At 60.9% G+C, this 18740-nt stretch carries 15 protein-coding genes; 12 read left to right on the forward strand and 3 right to left on the reverse strand.

Annotated elements, in window-relative coordinates:
• Nucleotides 1-97: 97 nt before the first annotated feature.
• Together B2J77_RS16400 and B2J77_RS16405 are read left to right on the forward strand one after the other, a co-directional pair.
• Nucleotides 98-691, forward strand: coding sequence for a biliverdin-producing heme oxygenase (locus B2J77_RS16400; protein WP_058604442.1), 594 nt, complete (start codon nucleotides 98-100; stop codon nucleotides 689-691).
• 51 nt (nucleotides 692-742) lie between these two features.
• Nucleotides 743-1156 (forward strand): YbaN family protein, encoded by a 414-nt coding sequence (locus tag B2J77_RS16405; RefSeq protein WP_058637531.1) that lies wholly within the window; start codon nucleotides 743-745, stop codon nucleotides 1154-1156.
• Here B2J77_RS16405 and arcD (B2J77_RS16410) read toward each other — a convergent pair.
• Nucleotides 1136-2563, reverse strand: coding sequence for an arginine-ornithine antiporter (arcD, locus tag B2J77_RS16410; protein WP_058637530.1), 1428 nt, complete (start codon nucleotides 2561-2563; stop codon nucleotides 1136-1138). The genes B2J77_RS16405 and arcD (B2J77_RS16410) overlap by 21 nt on opposite strands.
• Before the next feature lie 426 nt (nucleotides 2564-2989).
• Here arcD (B2J77_RS16410) and arcD (B2J77_RS16415) point away from each other — a divergent pair, with 426 nt between their 5' ends.
• From arcD (B2J77_RS16415) to gltS, 7 genes are all read left to right on the forward strand, one after another.
• Complete coding sequence (gene arcD, locus B2J77_RS16415) at nucleotides 2990-4417, forward strand: arginine-ornithine antiporter (protein ID WP_058637529.1); 1428 nt, start codon at nucleotides 2990-2992, stop codon at nucleotides 4415-4417.
• Nucleotides 4418-4448: 31 nt separating this feature from the next.
• A complete protein-coding gene (arcA, locus tag B2J77_RS16420) occupies nucleotides 4449-5702 on the forward strand; it encodes an arginine deiminase (protein WP_078479034.1) in 1254 nt (417 codons plus the stop codon).
• Between the two features lie 66 nt (nucleotides 5703-5768).
• Nucleotides 5769-6779 carry an ornithine carbamoyltransferase gene (locus B2J77_RS16425; RefSeq protein WP_058604437.1) on the forward strand — a complete coding sequence of 337 codons (1011 nt, stop codon included), beginning with the start codon at nucleotides 5769-5771 and terminating at the stop codon, nucleotides 6777-6779.
• 88 nt (nucleotides 6780-6867) lie between these two features.
• On the forward strand, nucleotides 6868-7797 hold the full coding sequence (gene arcC / locus B2J77_RS16430) for a carbamate kinase (RefSeq protein ID WP_078479035.1): 930 nt from the start codon (nucleotides 6868-6870) through the stop codon (nucleotides 7795-7797).
• Between the two features lie 48 nt (nucleotides 7798-7845).
• Complete coding sequence (locus B2J77_RS16435; protein ID WP_078479036.1) at nucleotides 7846-8214, forward strand: DUF5064 family protein; 369 nt, start codon at nucleotides 7846-7848, stop codon at nucleotides 8212-8214.
• Nucleotides 8215-8285: 71 nt separating this feature from the next.
• Complete coding sequence (locus B2J77_RS16440) at nucleotides 8286-9794, forward strand: sigma-54-dependent transcriptional regulator (protein WP_058637527.1); 1509 nt, start codon at nucleotides 8286-8288, stop codon at nucleotides 9792-9794.
• A 164-nt stretch (nucleotides 9795-9958) separates the two neighbouring features.
• Entirely contained in the window at nucleotides 9959-11158 is a 1200-nt protein-coding gene (gene gltS, locus B2J77_RS16445; RefSeq protein ID WP_078479037.1) for a sodium/glutamate symporter, read from the forward strand.
• 79 nt (nucleotides 11159-11237) lie between these two features.
• On the opposite strand, the gene B2J77_RS16450 is transcribed toward gltS, so the two are convergent.
• Together B2J77_RS16450 and B2J77_RS16455 are read right to left on the reverse strand one after the other, a co-directional pair.
• Complete coding sequence (locus tag B2J77_RS16450) at nucleotides 11238-11504, reverse strand: bacteriocin immunity protein (RefSeq protein WP_078479038.1); 267 nt, start codon at nucleotides 11502-11504, stop codon at nucleotides 11238-11240.
• Nucleotides 11497-13251 carry an S-type pyocin domain-containing protein gene (locus tag B2J77_RS16455; RefSeq protein ID WP_153302516.1) on the reverse strand — a complete coding sequence of 585 codons (1755 nt, stop codon included), beginning with the start codon at nucleotides 13249-13251 and terminating at the stop codon, nucleotides 11497-11499. The genes B2J77_RS16450 and B2J77_RS16455 overlap by 8 nt, the downstream gene beginning before the upstream one ends.
• Nucleotides 13252-14037: 786 nt before the next feature.
• Between B2J77_RS16455 and gcvH the strand changes: the two genes are divergently transcribed.
• From gcvH to gcvT, 3 genes are all read left to right on the forward strand, one after another.
• Nucleotides 14038-14421, forward strand: coding sequence for a glycine cleavage system protein GcvH (gene gcvH, locus B2J77_RS16460; RefSeq protein ID WP_078479040.1), 384 nt, complete (start codon nucleotides 14038-14040; stop codon nucleotides 14419-14421).
• 11 nt (nucleotides 14422-14432) lie between these two features.
• Nucleotides 14433-17288, forward strand: a complete 2856-nt coding sequence (gene gcvP / locus B2J77_RS16465; RefSeq protein ID WP_078479041.1) for an aminomethyl-transferring glycine dehydrogenase — start codon at nucleotides 14433-14435, stop codon at nucleotides 17286-17288.
• An 81-nt stretch (nucleotides 17289-17369) separates the two neighbouring features.
• Entirely contained in the window at nucleotides 17370-18491 is a 1122-nt protein-coding gene (gcvT, locus tag B2J77_RS16470) for a glycine cleavage system aminomethyltransferase GcvT (protein ID WP_078479042.1), read from the forward strand.
• Nucleotides 18492-18740 lie beyond the last annotated feature (249 nt).

Below are 18740 nucleotides of genomic sequence, written 5' to 3' on the forward strand. Positions count from 1 at the left end.
GCTCCCAGCACCCACGCCTGCTCCTGCAGGCTTTTTACGCCCCCGCTCCTGTTGATTCGTCTTGTATTGAAACGCTTTGCTTTCCAAGGACTGCATCATGAACAACCGCGCTTCTTCGCTTACCCAACGCCTGAACCTGGTGACCCAGGCGCCCCATGCCGCACTCGACGCCCTGGTCAAATCCCATGCGCCATTCGATAGCCGCGAAAGTTTTGCCCGCTTCGTGGTTGCCCAGTACCTGTTCCAGGCCGAACTGCAGCCGCTTTACAACGACCCGCAATTGATCGCCCTCCTACCCGACCTTGCCGAGCGCTGTCGAGCCCGTCAGGCGCGTCAGGACCTGGCGGACCTGGACATGCAGGCGCCTGCCGAGCTACCGGGGGCGGTGCAACGTCCAAGCATGGCAGAGGCACTAGGCTGGATCTTCGTGTCCGAAGGCTCCAAACTGGGCGCCGCGTTTCTGATCAAGCGGGCCGCGGCGCTGGGCTTGTCGGAGACCTTCGGCGCCCGTCACCTGGGCGAGCCCGCCGGTGGGCGCGCCGAAGGCTGGAAGCAGTTCACGCGAACACTCGATGGCCTGATACTGTCAGCTGAAGAAGAGGCGGCTGCCGAACACGGCGCCGTCGCAGCGTTCGAGCGCTTCACCGTCTTGCTCAAACAGGCCTATGCCATGAATGCCGAGCAGGCTTGAAACACTTTCAAGGCCCTCTGACCGGGGGCCGTTCGTTCTAGCAGTGAGCCCATGACCCAACCTGCCCGCTCCAAAATTGCCCGTCTGCTGTATGCGATCCTGGCTTACGCAAGCCTGGGGGTAGGCCTGGTCGCCATTGTCGTTCCGGGCTTGCCGACCACCGAATTCATCCTGTTGTCGGCGTGGGCGGCCACGCGAAGCTCGCCTCGCCTGTCCGCCTGGCTCGAAAGCCACCGGTTGTTTGGCCCTATCCTGTACAACTGGCGCAACGGCAAGGTGATCCAGCGGCGGGCCAAGGTCAGTGCGACGGTCAGCATGTTGCTCTGCGCGGTTTTGATGCTGGTGTTTCTTGAGCATCACTGGCCGGTATTCCTGGCCATTGCCGGTATGAGCCTGGGCAACCTGTGGATCTGGTCGCGACCGGAACGGCCGTTCACAGCCGGCTCACAGGCTCAGCAACCCTGACCAGAGGGCATAGCCTGCCAGCGCCGCACCCGATAGCACGGCGGCGAAGATCAGCTTCTCTGTCAGCGTGAAAAGCTTAAGCCCTTGCTCATGTTTGGCCCGGGCAAACAGGATCACCCCCGGCGCGTACAACAGTGCCGAGAGCAGCAGGTACTTCAGGCCACCGGCATACAGCAGCCAGACGGCGTACCCAACCGCGAGCGCGGCCACGAGCAGGTCCTTGCGCCGCTGGGCCGGTTGGCCTTCGTAAGTCTCTCCCCGCACGGCCAGCGACATGGCGTAGGCGGCGGACCACAGGTACGGCGCCAGAATCATGGACGAGGCCAGGTAGATCAGGCTGGTATAGGTACCGGCGGACACCAGCGTGATCAGTAAAAAACCCTGGATCATGCCGTTGGTCAGCCACAGTGCATTGGCAGGTACCTGGTTGGCGTTCTCCTGGGCAAGGAAACGGGGCATGGTCTGGTCGCGCGCCGTGGCGTAGAGAATCTCGGCACACAGCAGCGCCCACGACAGTAACGCCCCCAGCAACGAAACCGCCAGCCCCAGGCTGATCAGCAACGCGCCCCAAGGGCCGACGATGTGGGCCAGGACCGCCGCCAGCGAAGGGTTCTGCAAACCGGCCAGCTCCGGTTGCGTCATGACCCCTAGGGAGAGGACGTTGACCAGTACCAGCAGTGCCAGCACACCCACGAAGCCGATGACCGTGGCCCTGCCCACGTCGGCCCGCCGCCGAGCCCTGCCTGAGTACACACTGGCGCCTTCGATACCGATGAAGACGAACACCGTTACCAGCATCATGTTGCGCACTTGCTCGAGCACGCTGCCGAACGCCGGATTGTCCAGCCCCCAGATGTCCTGGGTGAAGATATCCAGGCGAAAAGCGCAGGCCGCGATGACGACGAACAGCACCAGGGGCACCACTTTGGCCACTGTGGTCACCAGGTTGATGAACGCCGCCTCGCGAATCCCGCGCAATACCAGAAAATGCACCGCCCACAGCAACACCGAGGCACACCCGATGGCCACTGGGGTATTGCCTTCACCGAACACCGGGAAATAGAACCCAAGGGTGCTGAACAACAGCACGAAATAACCGACATTCCCCAGCCAGGCACTGATCCAGTAGCCCCACGCCGAGGAAAAGCCCATGTAGTCGCCGAACCCAGCCTTGGCATAGGCATACACGCCTGAATCCAGTTCAGGCTTGCGGTTGGCCAGCGTCTGGAAGACGAAGGCCAGGGCCAGCATGCCCACGGCAGTGATCCCCCAGCCAATCAGCACCGCCCCGGCCTGGGCACGGGCCGCCATGTTCTGGGGCAAGGAGAAAATGCCGCCTCCGATCATCGAACCCACGACCAGCGCCACCAATGCCCCTAGACGCAGTTTCTGTCCTTGTTCGCCCATAGGTCTCCAGATATTTCCTGACAGTGTTGCAGTTGTAACAAGACGCTGTTTATTAATAGAGGCTGACCTCAATTACAGCCGTACTCTCATTTAGCCACTAAGCCATTAACGTCTAAGCGTGCGGTTGTTAAGAACTCCAGAGTGCCAACCGGTTCACACTATTTCGATAAAAGCATAAATACCGGTAAAAAATTTGCGCTCTGCCCAGAAGCGACTAGTTTCAACCTTCGCAGGGCAGAGGGATGAAGCGTAGCAAGACATGGAGGTGCCAGCGTACAAGGCCTGCAGCCATGGCAGTCGGCAATCTCCAGGAGTTCGGTAAGGTAATTCAACGCCCTTACCTTGCAATGCACTGATCCATATCAGCGTATGGCCACGGCATCAGATTTAATCTGTGGCCAACTTCCTCCTGGCAGGAGTTGTTAAATGTCTGATTCTCCCGCAAAACTAAAACTCGGTGCGTTAGTTGCGCTGGTCGTCGGCTCGATGATCGGTGGCGGCATCTTTTCCCTTCCGCAGAACATGGCCGCCAGCGCCGGCGTAGGCGCAGTGTTGATTGGCTGGGCTATCACCGCCGTGGGCATGCTGACCCTGGCTTTCGTATTCCAGACGCTGGCCAACCGCAAGCCTGACCTTGACGGCGGAGTCTATGCGTATGCCAAGGCCGGTTTCGGCGATTACATGGGCTTTTCTTCGGCCTGGGGCTACTGGATCAGTGCCTGGCTGGGGAACGTCGGCTATTTCGTGCTGTTGTTCAGTACCCTGGGCTACTTCTTCCCGGTATTTGGCGAGGGCAACACGCCGGCCGCGATCATCGGCGCCTCGATCCTGCTGTGGGCAGTGCATTTTCTGGTGCTGCGAGGCATCCGTGAAGCGGCGTTCATCAACCTGGTTACCACGGTGGCCAAGGTGGTGCCGTTGGTGCTGTTCGCGCTGATCTGCCTGTTCGCCTTCCGGCTGGACGTCTTCACCGCCGATATATGGGGCACCGGTACACCTGAACTGGGCGGCGTGATGAATCAGGTGCGCAACATGATGCTGGTGACGGTGTGGGTGTTCATCGGCATCGAAGGCGCGAGCATCTTCTCATCCCGTGCGGAAAAACGCTCCGATGTGGGCAAGGCCACCGTCATCGGCTTCATCACCGTGCTGTTGTTCCTGGTGCTGGTCAATGTGCTGTCGCTGGGCATCATGACCCAGCCTGAACTGGCAGGGTTGCAGAACCCCTCGATGGCGGCCGTGCTCGAGCACGTGGTCGGCCACTGGGGCGCCGTGCTGATCAGTGTCGGCCTGATCATCTCGCTGCTCGGTGCGCTGCTGTCCTGGGTGCTGTTGTGCGCCGAGATCATGTTCGCCGCTGCCAAGGACCACACCATGCCGGCCTTCCTGCGCCGCGAGAACGCCAACCAGGTGCCTGCCAACGCCTTGTGGCTGACCAACGCCATGGTGCAGATCTTCCTGGTGATCACGCTGTTCTCCAACAGTACCTACCTGTCGCTGATCTACCTGGCCACTTCGATGATCCTGGTGCCCTACCTGTGGTCGGCGGCCTACGCCGTGTTGCTGGCGGTGCGCAGTGAAACCTACCAACAAGCGCTGGCCGAACGCCGCAAGGACCTGTTCATCGGCAGCGTCGCCCTGCTCTATGCCATCTGGCTGCTATATGCCGGCGGAGTGAAATACCTGCTGCTCTCGGCGCTGCTTTATGCCCCTGGCGCCATCCTGTTTGCAAAGGCCAAGCGTGAAGTGGGCCAACCCGTCTTCACCCCCGTGGAAAAACTGATTTTCGCAGCCGTGGTCGTCGGTGCCCTGGTGGCAGCCTTCGGCCTGTACGACGGCTTCCTGACGCTGTGATCCCTCTTCGACTCAATGGAGGATTGAAACCATGTCCGCTGAAAAACAGAAATACGGTGTGCATTCCGAAGCCGGCAAGCTGCGCAAGGTCATGGTGTGCGCGCCGGGCCTTGCGCACAAGCGCCTGACCCCGACCAACTGCGACGAGCTGTTGTTTGACGATGTGATCTGGGTGGATCAGGCCAAGCGTGACCACTTCGATTTCGTCACCAAGATGCGCGAGCGGGGTGTCGATGTGCTGGAAATGCACAACCTGCTGACCGACATCGTGCAGCAACCCGAAGCGCTCAAATGGATACTGGACCGCAAGATCACCCCTGACACCGTCGGGGTAGGCCTGACCAATGAGGTGCGCAGTTGGCTCGAAGGCATGGAGCCGCGTCATCTGGCTGAATTTTTGATTGGCGGTGTGGCTGGCCAGGATCTGCCGCAAAGCGAAGGCGCCGAAGTGGTCAAGATGTACAACGACTACCTGGGCCATTCGAGTTTCATCCTGCCACCGTTGCCCAATACCCAATTCACCCGCGACACCACCTGCTGGATCTACGGGGGCGTCACGCTCAACCCCATGTACTGGCCGGCACGGCGCCATGAAACGCTGCTCACCACCGCCATCTACACGTTCCACCCGCAGTTCACAGGCGCCGACTTCCAGGTCTGGTACGGTGACCCGGACAAGGACCATGGTCAGTCCACCCTCGAAGGCGGTGATGTCATGCCCATCGGCAACGGCATCGTGCTGATCGGCATGGGCGAGCGCACCTCTCGCCAGGCCATCGGCCAGTTGGCGCAGAGCCTGTTCGCCAAGGGCGCCGTGCACAAGGTCATCGTCGCCGGCTTGCCCAAGTCCCGCGCCGCCATGCACCTGGACACCGTGTTCAGCTTCTGCGACCGCGACCTGGTCACGGTCTTCCCCGAGGTGGTCAGCGAGATCGTACCGTTCATCATCCAGCCCGACGAAAGCCGGCCCTATGGCATGGACGTGCGCCGCGAGCACAAGTCGTTCATCGAGGTTGTGGGCGAACAGCTGGGTGTGCGCCTGCGGGTGGTCGAAACCGGCGGCAACAGCTTTGCCGCCGAACGCGAGCAATGGGATGACGGCAACAACGTGGTGGCGCTGGAGCCAGGCGTGGTCATTGGTTACGACCGCAACACCTACACCAATACCTTGCTGCGCAAGGCCGGGGTCGAAGTGATCACCATCAGTGCTGGCGAACTGGGCCGCGGCCGCGGCGGAGGCCACTGCATGACCTGCCCTATCGTTCGCGACCCCATCGATTACTGACGTCCATCAACCAGGCCGCCCCTACCCGGTAGCGGCCCGGCGTTCACCACACCCAGGAGAAAAGTCATGGCGTTCAACATCCACAACCGCAACCTGCTCAGCCTGGAACACCACAGCACCCGTGAGCTGCGTTACCTGCTGGACCTGTCCCGCGACCTCAAGCGGGCCAAGTACACCGGCACCGAACAGCAGCACCTCAAGGGCAACAACATTGCGCTGATTTTTGAAAAAACCTCCACGCGTACCCGTTGTGCTTTCGAAGTGGCCGCTTACGACCAAGGCGCCAACGTCACCTACATCGACCCGAACTCCTCGCAGATCGGCCACAAGGAAAGCATGAAGGACACCGCTCGCGTGCTCGGGCGCATGTACGACGCAATCGAATACCGCGGCTTCAAGCAGGAAATCGTCGAAGAACTGGCCAAGTATGCCGGCGTGCCAGTATTCAATGGCCTGACGGATGAATATCACCCTACCCAGATGATTGCCGACGTGTTGACCATGCGCGAACACAGCGACAAGCCGCTGCATGACATCAGCTACGCCTACCTGGGCGATGCGCGCAACAACATGGGCAACTCGCTGCTGTTGATCGGCGCCAAGCTGGGCATGGACGTGCGCATCGCTGCGCCCAAGGACCTCTGGCCCCACGATGACCTGGTGCAACGTTGCAAGCAGTACGCCGAGCAAAGCGGTGCCCGCATCACCCTCACCGAAGATGCCAAGGCCGCCGTCAAGGGCGTGGACTTCATTCATACCGACGTGTGGGTATCGATGGGCGAACCCATCGAAGCCTGGGGCGAACGCATCAAGCTGCTCAAGCCCTACCAGGTCAACGCCGAGCTGATGAAGGCCAGCGGCAACCCCAGGACCAAGTTCATGCACTGCCTGCCGGCGTTTCACAACTGCGAGACCAAGGTGGGCAAGCAGATCGCCGAGCAGTACCCGGACCTCACTAACGGCATCGAAGTGACCGATGACGTGTTCGAGTCCCCGGCCTGCATTGCGTTCGAGCAAGCGGAAAACCGCATGCACACGATCAAGGCGATTCTGGTGTCGACACTGGCCGATCTGTAGATCGCCGCCTGCTTTGGCATTGCGGCTGTTAGCGGGCCGCATTAGCCGTCCTGCAGCCGCTCACGACTTTCGATAAAGGACATTCTCCATGCGTATCGTTGTTGCACTAGGCGGCAATGCCCTGCTGCGCCGTGGCGAGCCCATGACCGCGCAAAACCAGCGCGCCAACATTCGTACCGCTGCCGAGCAGATTGCCAAGATCCACCCCGGTAACGAGCTGGTAATCGCCCATGGCAATGGCCCGCAAGTGGGCCTGCTGGCCTTGCAAGGGCTGTCGTACAAGCCCGACGAGGCCTATCCGCTGGACGTGTTGGGCGCCGAAACCGAGGGCATGATCGGCTACATGATCGAGCAGGAACTGGGCAACCTGCTGGACGTCGGCGTGCCGTTTGCCACCCTGCTGACCCAGGTCGAAGTGGACGCCGAGGACCCTGCGTTCAAGGACCCGAGCAAGTTCATCGGCCCGGTCTACAGCAAAGATGAAGCCCAGCGCCTGGCCGCTGAAAAGGGCTGGGTGGTCAAGCCTGACGGGGACAAATACCGCCGGGTGGTGGCAAGCCCCAGGCCCAAACGCATCTTCGAAATCCGCCCTATCAAATGGCTGCTCGAAAAGGGCAGCATCGTGATCTGTGCCGGCGGCGGCGGCATCCCGACCCTCTACGATGAACACCGTAAGCTCAAGGGTATCGAGGCGGTGATCGACAAGGACCTGTGCTCTGCACTGCTGGCCGAACAGCTCGAGGCCGACCTGCTGATCATTGCCACCGATGTGGAGGCGGCGTACATCGATTTTGGCAAGCCGACCCAACGCGCCATCGCCCAGGCCCACCCTGACGAGCTGGACACGCTAGGTTTCGCGGCAGGTTCGATGGGGCCCAAGGTGCAGGCGGCCAGCGACTTTGCCCGGCACACGGGCAAGGTGGCGGTGATCAGCTCGCTGGCCAATATCGAGCGCATCGTGACCGGTACCGCCGGCACGCGGGTTTCGACCGCTGCCCCTGGGATCAGCTACCGTTGAATACCGTCGGCGGGCCATGTGCCCGCTCAATCTCATACAGGAGAGCCCATGGCCAAATATGAACCCGGTCACGTCCACATCGAGCGCACTGCGCTCAACAGCAGTGACCACAGCTATGACCTCAAGGTGGACTACGAGGCCTTTACCGACCCCCGTGAGGGCAGGGGTATTCAATTCCACATGAAGGGCAGTATCGAGGGCAAGCCTGTCGACGAGGCTTTCTTTCTGCCCAAGGATCAGGTGCTGCCCAGTTTTCTGATGCAACTGAGTCGCCGCGCCCAGGCTTACCTGGCCCCACCGAAGAAATTCGAAAGCCTGGCTTCACCCCACAGGATCTACGACTGGATGTTCGAGGACATCCGCGCCAAGCTGGACGTGAAGTCCGGTGACCCCATCAAGCCTGAGCATCTGGAGTAGGACGCGACCCGTCACGAGCAGGATCCGCTTGAGGCATACTAGCGCCCTACCCGGCCATTTCGTATTGCCACATGCGTATCCATGTCAGCTTCATCGACCGCGTCGGCATCACTCAGGAAGTCCTGGCGCTGCTCGGTGCGCGCAACCTCAACCTCGATGCCGTGGAGATGGTGCCGCCGAACGTCTACATCGACGCACCGACCCTCAGCCCCGCCGTGCTGGAAGAGCTGCATGACGCCTTGTTCGACGTACAGGGTGTGAAGGCAGTGGAGGTGGTCGACATCCTGCCGGGGCAACGTCGTCACCTGCAGCTCGATGCACTGCTGGCCGCCATGAGCGACCCAGTGCTGGCGGTGGACAGGGCCGGCAAGGTGTTGCTGGCCAACCCTGCGCTGGTGGCGTTGTGTGGTCGGGAGTCGGCCGGGCGCTGCGTAGGCGAGTTGTTTGGCGACCCGGGCCTGCTGCAAGCGTTGCTCGACAGCAACTTTCACCTGCCCATGCGCGAAATGCAGCTCAATGGCCAGAGCCTGCTGCTCGACGCCATGCCAATCACCCACACCGGCGGCCTGCTGACACTTTACCCGCCCACGCGATTGGGTGAGCGGCTATCAGCCCTGCGCCACGATCATGCCGAGGGTTTCGACGCCCTGTTGGGCGAATCACCCGCCATCCGTACCCTGAAGGCTCGGGGCTTGCGTGTGGCTACCCTGGATGCACCGCTGTTGGTGCATGGCGAGACCGGCACCGGCAAGGAACTGGTGGCCCGCGCCTGCCACGCGATCAGCAGCCGTCACGCGGCTCCCTTTCTGGCCCTGAACTGCGCCGCCTTGCCTGAAAGCCTGGCCGAGAGCGAACTGTTCGGTTATGCACCAGGCGCCTTCACTGGCGCTCAGCGCGGCGGCAAGCCAGGGCTGATGGAGCTGGCCAACCAGGGCACGGTGTTTCTCGATGAGATCGGCGAGATGTCCCCCTACCTGCAAGCCAAGCTGCTGCGTTTTCTCAGTGACGGCAGTTTCCGCCGCGTGGGGGGCGACCGGGAAGTGAAGGTCAACGTGCGTATCATCAGCGCGACCCACCGTAACCTGGAGCAGATGGTGGCCGAGGGCACGTTCCGCGAGGACCTGTTTTACCGCCTCAATGTGTTGAACCTGCAAGTCCCTCCCCTGCGTGACCGCGGCCAGGATATCCTGATGCTCGCGCACTTCTTCATGCAGCAGGCCTGCACACAGATCCAGCGGCCTGCCTGCAGGCTCACCCCCGCCACCCACAGCGCCATGCTGGCTAACCCTTGGCCGGGCAATGTGCGGCAATTGCAGAACGTGATCTTTCGCGCCGCCGCTATCTGCGAAAGCAACCTGGTGGACATCGGCGATTTGGACATCGCTGGCACGTCTGTCAGTCGCACCCATGAGGGCGACGTGGCCAGCCTGGAACAGGCCGTGGGTGATTTCGAGCGTGAGCTGTTGCAACGGCTGTATACCAGCTACCCCTCGACCCGATTGCTGGCGGCCCGGCTGCAGACCTCACATACCGCCATTGCCCAACGCCTGCGCAAATACGGAATTCCTGGAAAAACCTGAGGTTGACGACAATTCCCTCTGTTTTAGCAGACTTTTCCTAGGCGTTCCCCGGATACGTCTTTCGTCACGCCTCGTAGAATGGTGCCAGTGCAATCCTGCCTGTCACCCCGCCAGACCGCCCCAGAGCGGTCAGCGGTCCGTTATGGATTCAACGAGAGTACCTGATGTTCGAACTCGATTTTTACGGCACGCTGGTGGCCGCTTCCCTGGTGCTGCTGCTAGGTCGCGGTCTGGTCGCACGCATAGGTTTTCTGCGTGCCTACAACATCCCTGAACCGGTCGCCGGTGGCCTGGTGGTCGCGATTGCCCTGCTGGTGCTGCGCACCTTCGATGTGCAAGTTCACTTCGACACCTCCCTGCAGACACCTTTGATGCTGGCATTCTTCGCCACCATCGGCCTGAACGCCGATTTTGCCAGCCTGAAAAAAGGTGGGCGTGCGGTGGTCCTGTTCCTGGCGGTGGTGACCGGCCTGCTGGTGGTGCAGAACGCCTTGGGCATCGGTCTGGCCACGGCGCTGGGGTTGGACCCGTTGATGGGTCTGCTGGCCGGCTCGATCACCCTGTCGGGAGGCCATGGCACCGGTGCTGCGTGGGGCGCCACCTTCACTGAAAAGTTCGGCCTGGCCTCGGCCTCGGAGCTGGCATTGGCCTCCGCCACGTTCGGGCTGGTCTTGGGCGGCTTGATTGGCGGTCCCGTGGCCCGCCTACTGATCAAGCGGGTCGCGACCCCTGGCTTGGCTAATAACACGCCTCAGTTGCCCTCAGGCTTCGAGCAGCCGGAGAAAGAACGCCTGATCACCTCGTTTTCCGTGATCGAGACGCTTGCCCTGATTGCAGTGAGCCTGTTGACCGGTACCGTGCTAAATGAGCTGCTCAAGGGCACTGCCTTCGAGTTGCCAAACTTCGTCTGCGTATTGTTCGTGGGCGTACTGCTGCGCAATGGCCTGTCAGCCTTCGGCTTTTATCAGGTGTTCGAGCGGGAAGTGTCGGTACTGGGCAATGTGAGCCTGTCGTTGTTTCTGGCCATTGCGTTGATGTCGTTGAAACTGTGGGACCTGGCTGCACTGGCACTGCCTTTCTTTGTGCTGCTGGCGGCGCAGACCCTGCTGATGGCGCTGTTTGCCATCTTCATCACCTTCCGGGTCATGGGCCGCACCTACGACGCGGCTGTCCTGTCCGCCGGCCATTGCGGCTTCGGACTGGGTGCAACGCCTACCGCAATCGCGAACATGCAAGCGGTGACCCAGCGGTTCGGGCCTTCGCACGTGGCATTTCTGGTGGTGCCGATGGTGGGGGCGTTCTTCATTGACTTGATCAATGTGGTGGTGATCAAGGTGTATCTGGCGCTGCCGTTTTTTCAATAATGAACCTGTGATGGCGTTGCCGAACCGGTAAGCTGAAAGACTCCCGCACGATGAGCTGCGGGAGTCGTCTGTTTTGGATTCAGGATGGCTTGAAACCTGGAAGCCCCTGCTCAGCGCGCCACCGTTTCACTTCGTCAACTACCGCTTTAGGGGAGGATTCAATCCCGACCCTGTGTGGGCGGTAAATCAGATTTGATTTTGCGGGGTGCTGGACAAGGCGTTCAAATTCAAGTACGCCACGAGTATGCTCCCTGTCATTAGGGAAGTACTGAGGGTCACTGTGATATAAGGCATACACCAATTGAAAAAATTCTCGCTCAGTATAATCACTTATTTCTTTAGGCATCGTTTCGATTCCGCTTATGCAGGGACTGATGGAATTTTGGTGATACTATTCTCAGGTTGTCAATGTCATACACATCTCTGCCATCAGCAATACGTTTCACATGGTGAATTTCATATTTGATCTTTTTTCCAACTCGCTCGTCAAGTTCTGCCAACGGCGCAAGCCCCCTGCGCATACTTAACAATTCAGCTGGCGTAAACTCGCTCTCGAACAACGGGCTTCTTCCAATAGTCTGCCACAGGCGACGCCTGAACGCCGCCCAACTGCTAAACTTCTTACCCCTCAATTTACTGGCAACTTGCTGCGGAACCGGCACCCCCTCGCGGCTCCCCGCCGTCAAAAAGGTGCCTGTGATCAGCTGTCCTTTACCTTTCACCACCCCCGGCATGTTCCGACGGCTCTTGAACATCACGTAGAGCGGTGGCAGCCCGGAGTCGCTTGGGAATATGATGACAACGTCATCGAACCCTAAGTCCGGCAAGTCCGGATACGTGTCCAACCGCCCTTGAAGGGGTTCGAGGATGGGGCCAATGAGGTGGGTAGGAGACGGCGGTGCAGGTGGCAGGCTTGTCGAACTGTCTGTCGGTTCGATCGCCGGTGTCCAGGTCAGGGTTCTGGGCGGCACATCGTCGGTGACGACCGTGTACTGACCGCTCTGGGCGTCGTAAGCGGCCTTCAATACGGGCACTGCAGAAGGGATCACCTGGCCATCGGTATTGGCCACGAACAGTTCGATTGGCCCGCCCAGCGTCTGCACCTCGCCCATGCGCAACGGCAGGTCGATCACTGCCCGCTCGACCGCCTGCGTTTGAGCGGCGGAATCAAGCTCGATCGACAATTCGGTCAGGGGCACACTCAGCAGATAGTTGCCAAGCGGCAACACCTTTGCCTTGCGCTCCCCATTACCCAGCTTGGGCGCATGCAACAGTGCGGCAATGCCGATCAGGAACGGGGTGGCAACCGCTTCCAACGAGGCGGCGTTCAACGCGCAGATGGCACCGCGTACAGCGGCTCCAAGCGAAACGCCAGCAGCGAGGCTAACCGGCGTAGCGCCAGCGGACAGGCTGAGATGCGCCTGTGCCTTTGCGATGGCCAGCGGCACTGGGTAGGTATTGGCCTGTTTGAGGGTTTGCTCGGCCAGGGCTTTTTCAGCGGCGGCTTTGGCGGCGGCTTCACGCGCAATAGCCTCGGCCTCGGCTTTTGCTTTTGCCAGGGCCTGTGCTTGTTTGAGGGCCTGCTCCTGAGCGCATGCCTGGGCTTGGGCCTCAGCACGTGCCCGTGCTTGAGCCTCGGCACGTGCCTGTGCCTCAGCCTGGGCGCGTGCCTGAGCCTCGGCTATCCGCTGCGCCTGCGCGTCAGCGAGCGCCTGCGCCTCGGCTTGTGCAAGCGCGTGCTGCAATGCGCCGATTTGACCCTGGAGCATTTGAATTTCGGCATCGCGCAGTTGCGTTTGATAGGCAGCCGTGAACGATTCCTGGATCAGCGTGCGCAAATCGTCCTTTCGCACGACACCTTTTTCAAACCATCTGTAGGTGGCGTCGATATAGTCTTTTCGCGTCTTGCCCAGTGGCGTCGATCCAAAATATCGGTCTGCTACTTCAGTCTGAACATGACGGTCTTCAACTTTACGCGCGATCAACAGGTTACGTGCGGCAATGTCGTGTGCGAGCATGCCGGCGGTAGACGCGGGTGGCGGCCCTAGCGTCTGTTTTACCAAAGCGACATCATGCTCGAGGGTTTGAGCCACACGTCCCAGCGCTTGGGTAAATACTGTACTGGCATGATCATTTACAGCTTCCAGAATCTGCGGTCCACTGTTTATCACATACCGGAAATGTTCAAGTATTGTACTGCCTGGGTGATACTGGTCGGCGGGAAACAATGGCCCTGAATAGCCGGGAGGAAGAAGATTGGGCCCTGAGGGTGTACCTCCCAATTAGGTAGGAGGTAATTCAACTTGCCTGCGCTTGCGTGTCATACATCATCCTTAATCAAGCTTACAAACAAGCCAGGCATCATGAATATGCCTGACGGTCGTCATGAGCGATCCGCCTGATTTGTCACTCAGGCATGTAGAGGAACACGCGTGAACCGTACAGGCGATCCATGCGGACAATGAGAGGGTCAAAGTTCCCGACAACTAAAGTTATACAGAAAGTAGATCCTGCTAAAACGTTGCCGACCCCGTCAGGGAACTCTGGTTATTTTTTGCCAGATTTAATGTTTGACTATTGCTGTGCAGCGTCATGCATTTCTCAAGATGGAATAGGAAATCAGCCGTATCAAATTCAATACACCGTATCGAAAACGGTACACCGCCCATCCCACGCCGCGCTGAGAGATGAACGGCGCCCAAAGGGGTAACCAAGACTTGAGCGTATCGATTTCGTTACAGAAGCCTATTCGGTAATCAGCGAGCCAGCACTCCCTCCCCCGCTTTCATGGGTCCATGCACAGTTGGCCACCTTATTGCTTACTGAAAACCCACCAGAGCGCGAACCTAATCGTGCCACCCGGTCCACGAGGATTTTTCATGAGCGAGTTGCGTTTCACCGACGACCACGAATGGCTGCGCGTAGAAGCCGATGGCAGCGTCACCATAGGGATCACCGCCTATGCCCAGAATGCACTGGGCGATGTGGTGTTCGTGCAGCTGCCGGAGCTGCGTCACTATGAAAAAGGCAGCGAAGCGTCCACCGTCGAGTCGGTCAAGGCTGCCAGCGGCGTGTACATGCCGCTGGCCGGCGAAGTGATTGAGGTCAACGCCCAGCTTGAAGATAGCCCCGAGCTGGTCAACGAGGACCCGCTGGGCGAAGGCTGGTTCTTCCGCTTCAAGCCTGCCGACGCCAGCGCTGTGAGCGCCCTGCTCGACCAGGGTGCCTACGACCGCCTGCTCAACGCCAACGACGACGCCTGAGGAACCACGCCATGACGATCAACCTCGGCACTGCCAATGAGTTCATTGCCCGTCACATCGGGCCACGCAGCGAAGACGAGCAGGCCATGCTCGCCACTCTGGGCTTCGATTCACTGGAGGCCATGACCGACGCCGTCATCCCCGCCAGCATCAAGGGTACCAGCGTGCTGGGCACGGACGATGGGCACAGCGAAGCGGATGCGCTCGCCGCCCTGAAGGCCATCGCCGGCAAGAACCAGCTTTTCAAAAGTTACATAGGCCAGGGTTACTACAACACCCACACGCCCGCGCCCATCCTGCGCAATCTGCTGGAAAACCCGGCCTGGTACACCGCGTACACGCCCTACCAGCCAGAAATTTCCCAGGGCCGGCTGGAAGCCTTGCTCAATTTCCAGACCCTGATCAGCGACCTCACAGGGTTACCGATCGCCAATGCTTCGCTGCTCGATGAAGCCACGGCGGCTGCCGAAGCCATGACGTTCTGCAAGCGCCTGTCGAAGAACAAGGCCAGCAACCGCTTCTTTGCCTCGATGCATTGCCACCCGCAGACCCTCGATGTACTGCGTACCCGCGCAGAGCCCTTGGGCATCGAGGTGCTGGTGGGCGACGAGCAGGCGCTCGATGATGCCAGCCCATTCTTCGGCGCTTTGCTGCAGTACCCCGCCAGCACCGGTGGTATCTTCGATTACCGGGAGGTGGTGCAGCGGTTCCATCACGCCAATGCGTTGGTGGCCGTGGCGGCAGACCTGCTGGCCTTGACTCTGTTGACCCCACCTGGCGAGTTCGAGGCCGACGTGGCCATCGGCAGCGCCCAGCGCTTTGGTGTGCCCCTGGGCTTCGGCGGGCCGCATGCGGCCTACTTCGCGACCCGCGATGCCTTCAAGCGCGACATGCCAGGGCGCCTGGTCGGCGTGTCGATAGACCGCTTCGGCAAGACGGCCCTGCGCTTGGCCATGCAGACACGTGAGCAGCACATTCGCCGCGAAAAGGCCACCAGCAACATCTGCACCGCCCAGGTGCTGCTTGCCAATATTGCCAGCATGTTCGCCGTCTATCACGGCCCTGAAGGCCTCAAGCGCATTGCCCAACGTACCCACAGCCTGACCGCCATCCTGGCACAGGGCCTGCGGGCAATGGCTGTGCCGGTCGTGAGCGACACGGCATTCGATACCCTGACCCTGGCTACCGGCGATGCCACCCACGGCCTGCACGAGAAAGCGCGCGCCCAAGGCATCAACCTGCGCCAGGTCGATGCCGGCCATGTAGGTGTATCGCTGGACGAAACCACCACTCCGGCCGATGTGCAGGCGCTGTGGCAGCTGTTCGGCGCTGGTCAAACGCAGCCTGACTTCCAGGCGCTGGCCGCCAGCAGCGGTACACTACTGCCCGAGGCCTTGCTGCGTCGTTCGACGTTCCTCGAACACCCCGTGTTCAACCGCTACCACAGCGAAACGGAGTTGATGCGCTACCTGCGCAAGCTGGCCGACAAGGACCTGGCCCTGGACCGCAGCATGATCCCGCTGGGCTCGTGCACCATGAAGCTCAACGCGGCCAGCGAAATGATCCCGGTCACCTGGGCAGAATTCGGCAACCTGCACCCCTTCGCCCCAGCGCAGCAGAGCCAGGGCTACTTGCAATTGACGTCGGAGTTGGAGGCCATGCTCTGCGCAGCCACGGGCTACGATGCCGTATCGCTGCAACCCAACGCCGGTTCTCAGGGCGAGTACGCGGGCCTATTGGCGATCCGCGCCTATCATCGCAGCCGTAACGAAGGGCATCGCGATATCTGCCTGATCCCTTCTTCAGCCCATGGCACCAACCCGGCAACGGCCAACATGGCCGGCATGCAGGTGGTGGTCACGGCCTGCGACGCGCGCGGCAACGTTGACGTCGCCGACCTGCGTGCCAAGGCCATCGAGCACCGCGAACGCCTGGCGGCGCTGATGATCACCTACCCGTCCACCCATGGGGTGTTCGAGGAAGCGATCGGCGAGATTTGCGCCATCGTCCACGACAACGGCGGCCAGGTTTACATCGACGGCGCCAACATGAACGCCATGGTCGGCCTGTGCGCGCCGGGCAAGTTCGGGGGCGATGTGTCGCACCTGAACCTGCACAAGACCTTCTGCATTCCCCATGGCGGCGGTGGGCCGGGCGTAGGGCCGATCGGCGTGAAATCGCACCTGGCGCCCTTCCTGCCGGGCCATGCCGCCCTGGGCACTGCCGAAGGCGCGGTATGCGCCGCACCCTTCGGCAGCGCCAGCATCCTGCCGATCACCTGGATGTACATTCGCATGATGGGGGGCGCGGGGCTCAAGCGGGCTTCGCAGATGGCCATCCTCAATGCCAACTACATCGCTCGCCGCCTGGAGGAGCACTACCCGGTGCTGTACACCGGCAGCAATGGCCTGGTCGCCCATGAGTGCATCCTGGACCTGCGCCCGCTCAAGGACAGCAGTGGCATCACCGTCGACGACGTGGCCAAGCGCCTGATCGACTACGGCTTCCATGCCCCGACCATGTCGTTCCCGGTGGCAGGCACACTGATGATCGAGCCGACCGAAAGCGAATCCCGGGAAGAGCTGGACAGGTTCTGCGAAGCCATGGTCCAGATCCGCGAGGAAATCCGCGCGGTAGAGGACGGCACGCTGGACAAGGACGACAACCCGCTCAAGAACGCGCCGCACACCGCAGCGGAACTGGTGGGCGAATGGGCCCATGGCTACTCCCGCGAGCAAGCGGTCTACCCGCTGCCTGGCCTGGTGCAAAGCAAGTACTGGCCGCCTGTGAGCCGGGTCGACAACGTCTTTGGCGACCGCAACCTGGTCTGTGCCTGCCCGTCGATCGAAAGCTACCAGGACGTCTGACAGCGCCGGATCCTGAGTGTGTCATTCGCCTGGCGGTCAATGTCCCCGGACATTGACCGAAACCCATGCAAGGAGTCATCGATGTCCGAAACACTGCTCAAAACCCCACTGCATGCCCTGCACCTGGAACTGGGTGCGCGCATGGTGCCCTTCGCGGGCTACGACATGCCGGTGCAGTACCCTCTGGGCGTGCTCAAAGAGCACCTGCACACCCGTGAACAAGCCGGGTTGTTCGACGTCTCGCACATGGGGCAAGTTCTGCTCAAAGGTCGCGACGCTGCCAGTGCCCTGGAAACGCTGGTGCCGGTCGACATCATCGACCTGCCCGTTGGCATGCAGCGCTATGCCATGTTCACCAACGAACACGGGGGCATCCTCGACGACCTGATGGTCGCCAATCTGGGTGACGAAACACTGCTGCTGGTGGTGAACGCCGCCTGCAAGGATCAGGACCTGGCGCATCTGCAGCGGCATATCGGCCAACGTTGCGAGGTCCAGCCGCTGTTCGACCAGCGTGCCCTGCTCGCCTTGCAAGGGCCGGCAGCGGTCAAGGTTCTGCAGCGTCTGGCGCATGAAGTGGCTGACATGACGTTCATGCAGGTGCGTCCTGTCACGTTACTGGGCCATCCGTGCTGGGTCAGTCGGTCGGGTTACACCGGGGAGGATGGTTATGAGATCTCCGTGCCGGTGGCGGGCGCAGAGACGCTCGCCAGGGAGCTGCTCAAGCAGCCAGAGGTCCAGCCGATCGGCCTAGGGGCCCGTGACTCGTTGCGCCTGGAAGCTGGCCTGTGCCTGTATGGCCATGACATGAGCAGCGACACCTCGCCCGTGCAAGCCAACCTGGTGTGGGCAATGTCCAAGCCACGTCGGGCCGATGGTGCCCGTGCCGGCGGCTTTCCGGGCGCGCAGGCCATCTTCGGCCAGCAACGTGAGGGTGTAAAACGCAAGCGGGTTGGTTTGCTGCCCCAGGAACGCACACCTGTGCGCGAAGGCGCCGAGATTGTCGATGCAGAAGGTACCCTGGTCGGCACCATCTGCAGTGGCGGCTTTGGGCCCACACTCAGCGCCCCTGTGGCGATGGGGTATGTCGACACCGAACATGCCGCCCTGGACACGCTTTTATATGCCCTTGTGCGCGGTAAGAAGGTGGCCTTGAAAGTCAGTAAAACGCCGTTCGTAGCGCCCCGTTACTATCGCGTTTAAGGCAGTTTCATCGACGACGTGGCTGTGCTCGGTATCTTCGTTTACGAACGTGGCGCGCGCCACTGCGAACATGGCGCCAGGCCAGGCGCCATGCACTTTTCGGCGATTTGACCAAGGGTTGTAAAACAGTCACTTTTACACCCGCTGCAAGGCTTGTTTTTCGCTCGGTAGTTGGCGTAGAGTCAACGCACTGTGTTTGCATGGGTCGCAACAGTTCGTGACCTGGGCCAGTAGCCGCAATCTGCTACA

The organism is Pseudomonas parafulva, from assembly GCF_002021815.1.
Lineage (GTDB): Bacteria > Pseudomonadota > Gammaproteobacteria > Pseudomonadales > Pseudomonadaceae > Aquipseudomonas > Aquipseudomonas parafulva_B.

What these genes read in the sequence shown, in the direction of transcription:
- B2J77_RS16400 (WP_058604442.1), top strand. Translation starts at nt 98, where the DNA reads ATGAACAACCGCGCTTCTTCGCTTACCCAACGCCTGAACCTGGTGACC.
- B2J77_RS16405 (WP_058637531.1), top strand. Translation starts at nt 743, where the DNA reads ATGACCCAACCTGCCCGCTCCAAAATTGCCCGTCTGCTGTATGCGATC.
- arcD (WP_058637530.1), bottom strand. Translation starts at nt 2,563, where the DNA reads ATGGGCGAACAAGGACAGAAACTGCGTCTAGGGGCATTGGTGGCGCTG.
- arcD (WP_058637529.1), top strand. Translation starts at nt 2,990, where the DNA reads ATGTCTGATTCTCCCGCAAAACTAAAACTCGGTGCGTTAGTTGCGCTG.
- arcA (WP_078479034.1), top strand. Translation starts at nt 4,449, where the DNA reads ATGTCCGCTGAAAAACAGAAATACGGTGTGCATTCCGAAGCCGGCAAG.
- B2J77_RS16425 (WP_058604437.1), top strand. Translation starts at nt 5,769, where the DNA reads ATGGCGTTCAACATCCACAACCGCAACCTGCTCAGCCTGGAACACCAC.
- arcC (WP_078479035.1), top strand. Translation starts at nt 6,868, where the DNA reads ATGCGTATCGTTGTTGCACTAGGCGGCAATGCCCTGCTGCGCCGTGGC.
- B2J77_RS16435 (WP_078479036.1), top strand. Translation starts at nt 7,846, where the DNA reads ATGGCCAAATATGAACCCGGTCACGTCCACATCGAGCGCACTGCGCTC.
- B2J77_RS16440 (WP_058637527.1), top strand. Translation starts at nt 8,286, where the DNA reads ATGCGTATCCATGTCAGCTTCATCGACCGCGTCGGCATCACTCAGGAA.
- gltS (WP_078479037.1), top strand. Translation starts at nt 9,959, where the DNA reads ATGTTCGAACTCGATTTTTACGGCACGCTGGTGGCCGCTTCCCTGGTG.
- B2J77_RS16450 (WP_078479038.1), bottom strand. Translation starts at nt 11,504, where the DNA reads ATGCCTAAAGAAATAAGTGATTATACTGAGCGAGAATTTTTTCAATTG.
- gcvH (WP_078479040.1), top strand. Translation starts at nt 14,038, where the DNA reads ATGAGCGAGTTGCGTTTCACCGACGACCACGAATGGCTGCGCGTAGAA.
- gcvP (WP_078479041.1), top strand. Translation starts at nt 14,433, where the DNA reads ATGACGATCAACCTCGGCACTGCCAATGAGTTCATTGCCCGTCACATC.
- gcvT (WP_078479042.1), top strand. Translation starts at nt 17,370, where the DNA reads ATGTCCGAAACACTGCTCAAAACCCCACTGCATGCCCTGCACCTGGAA.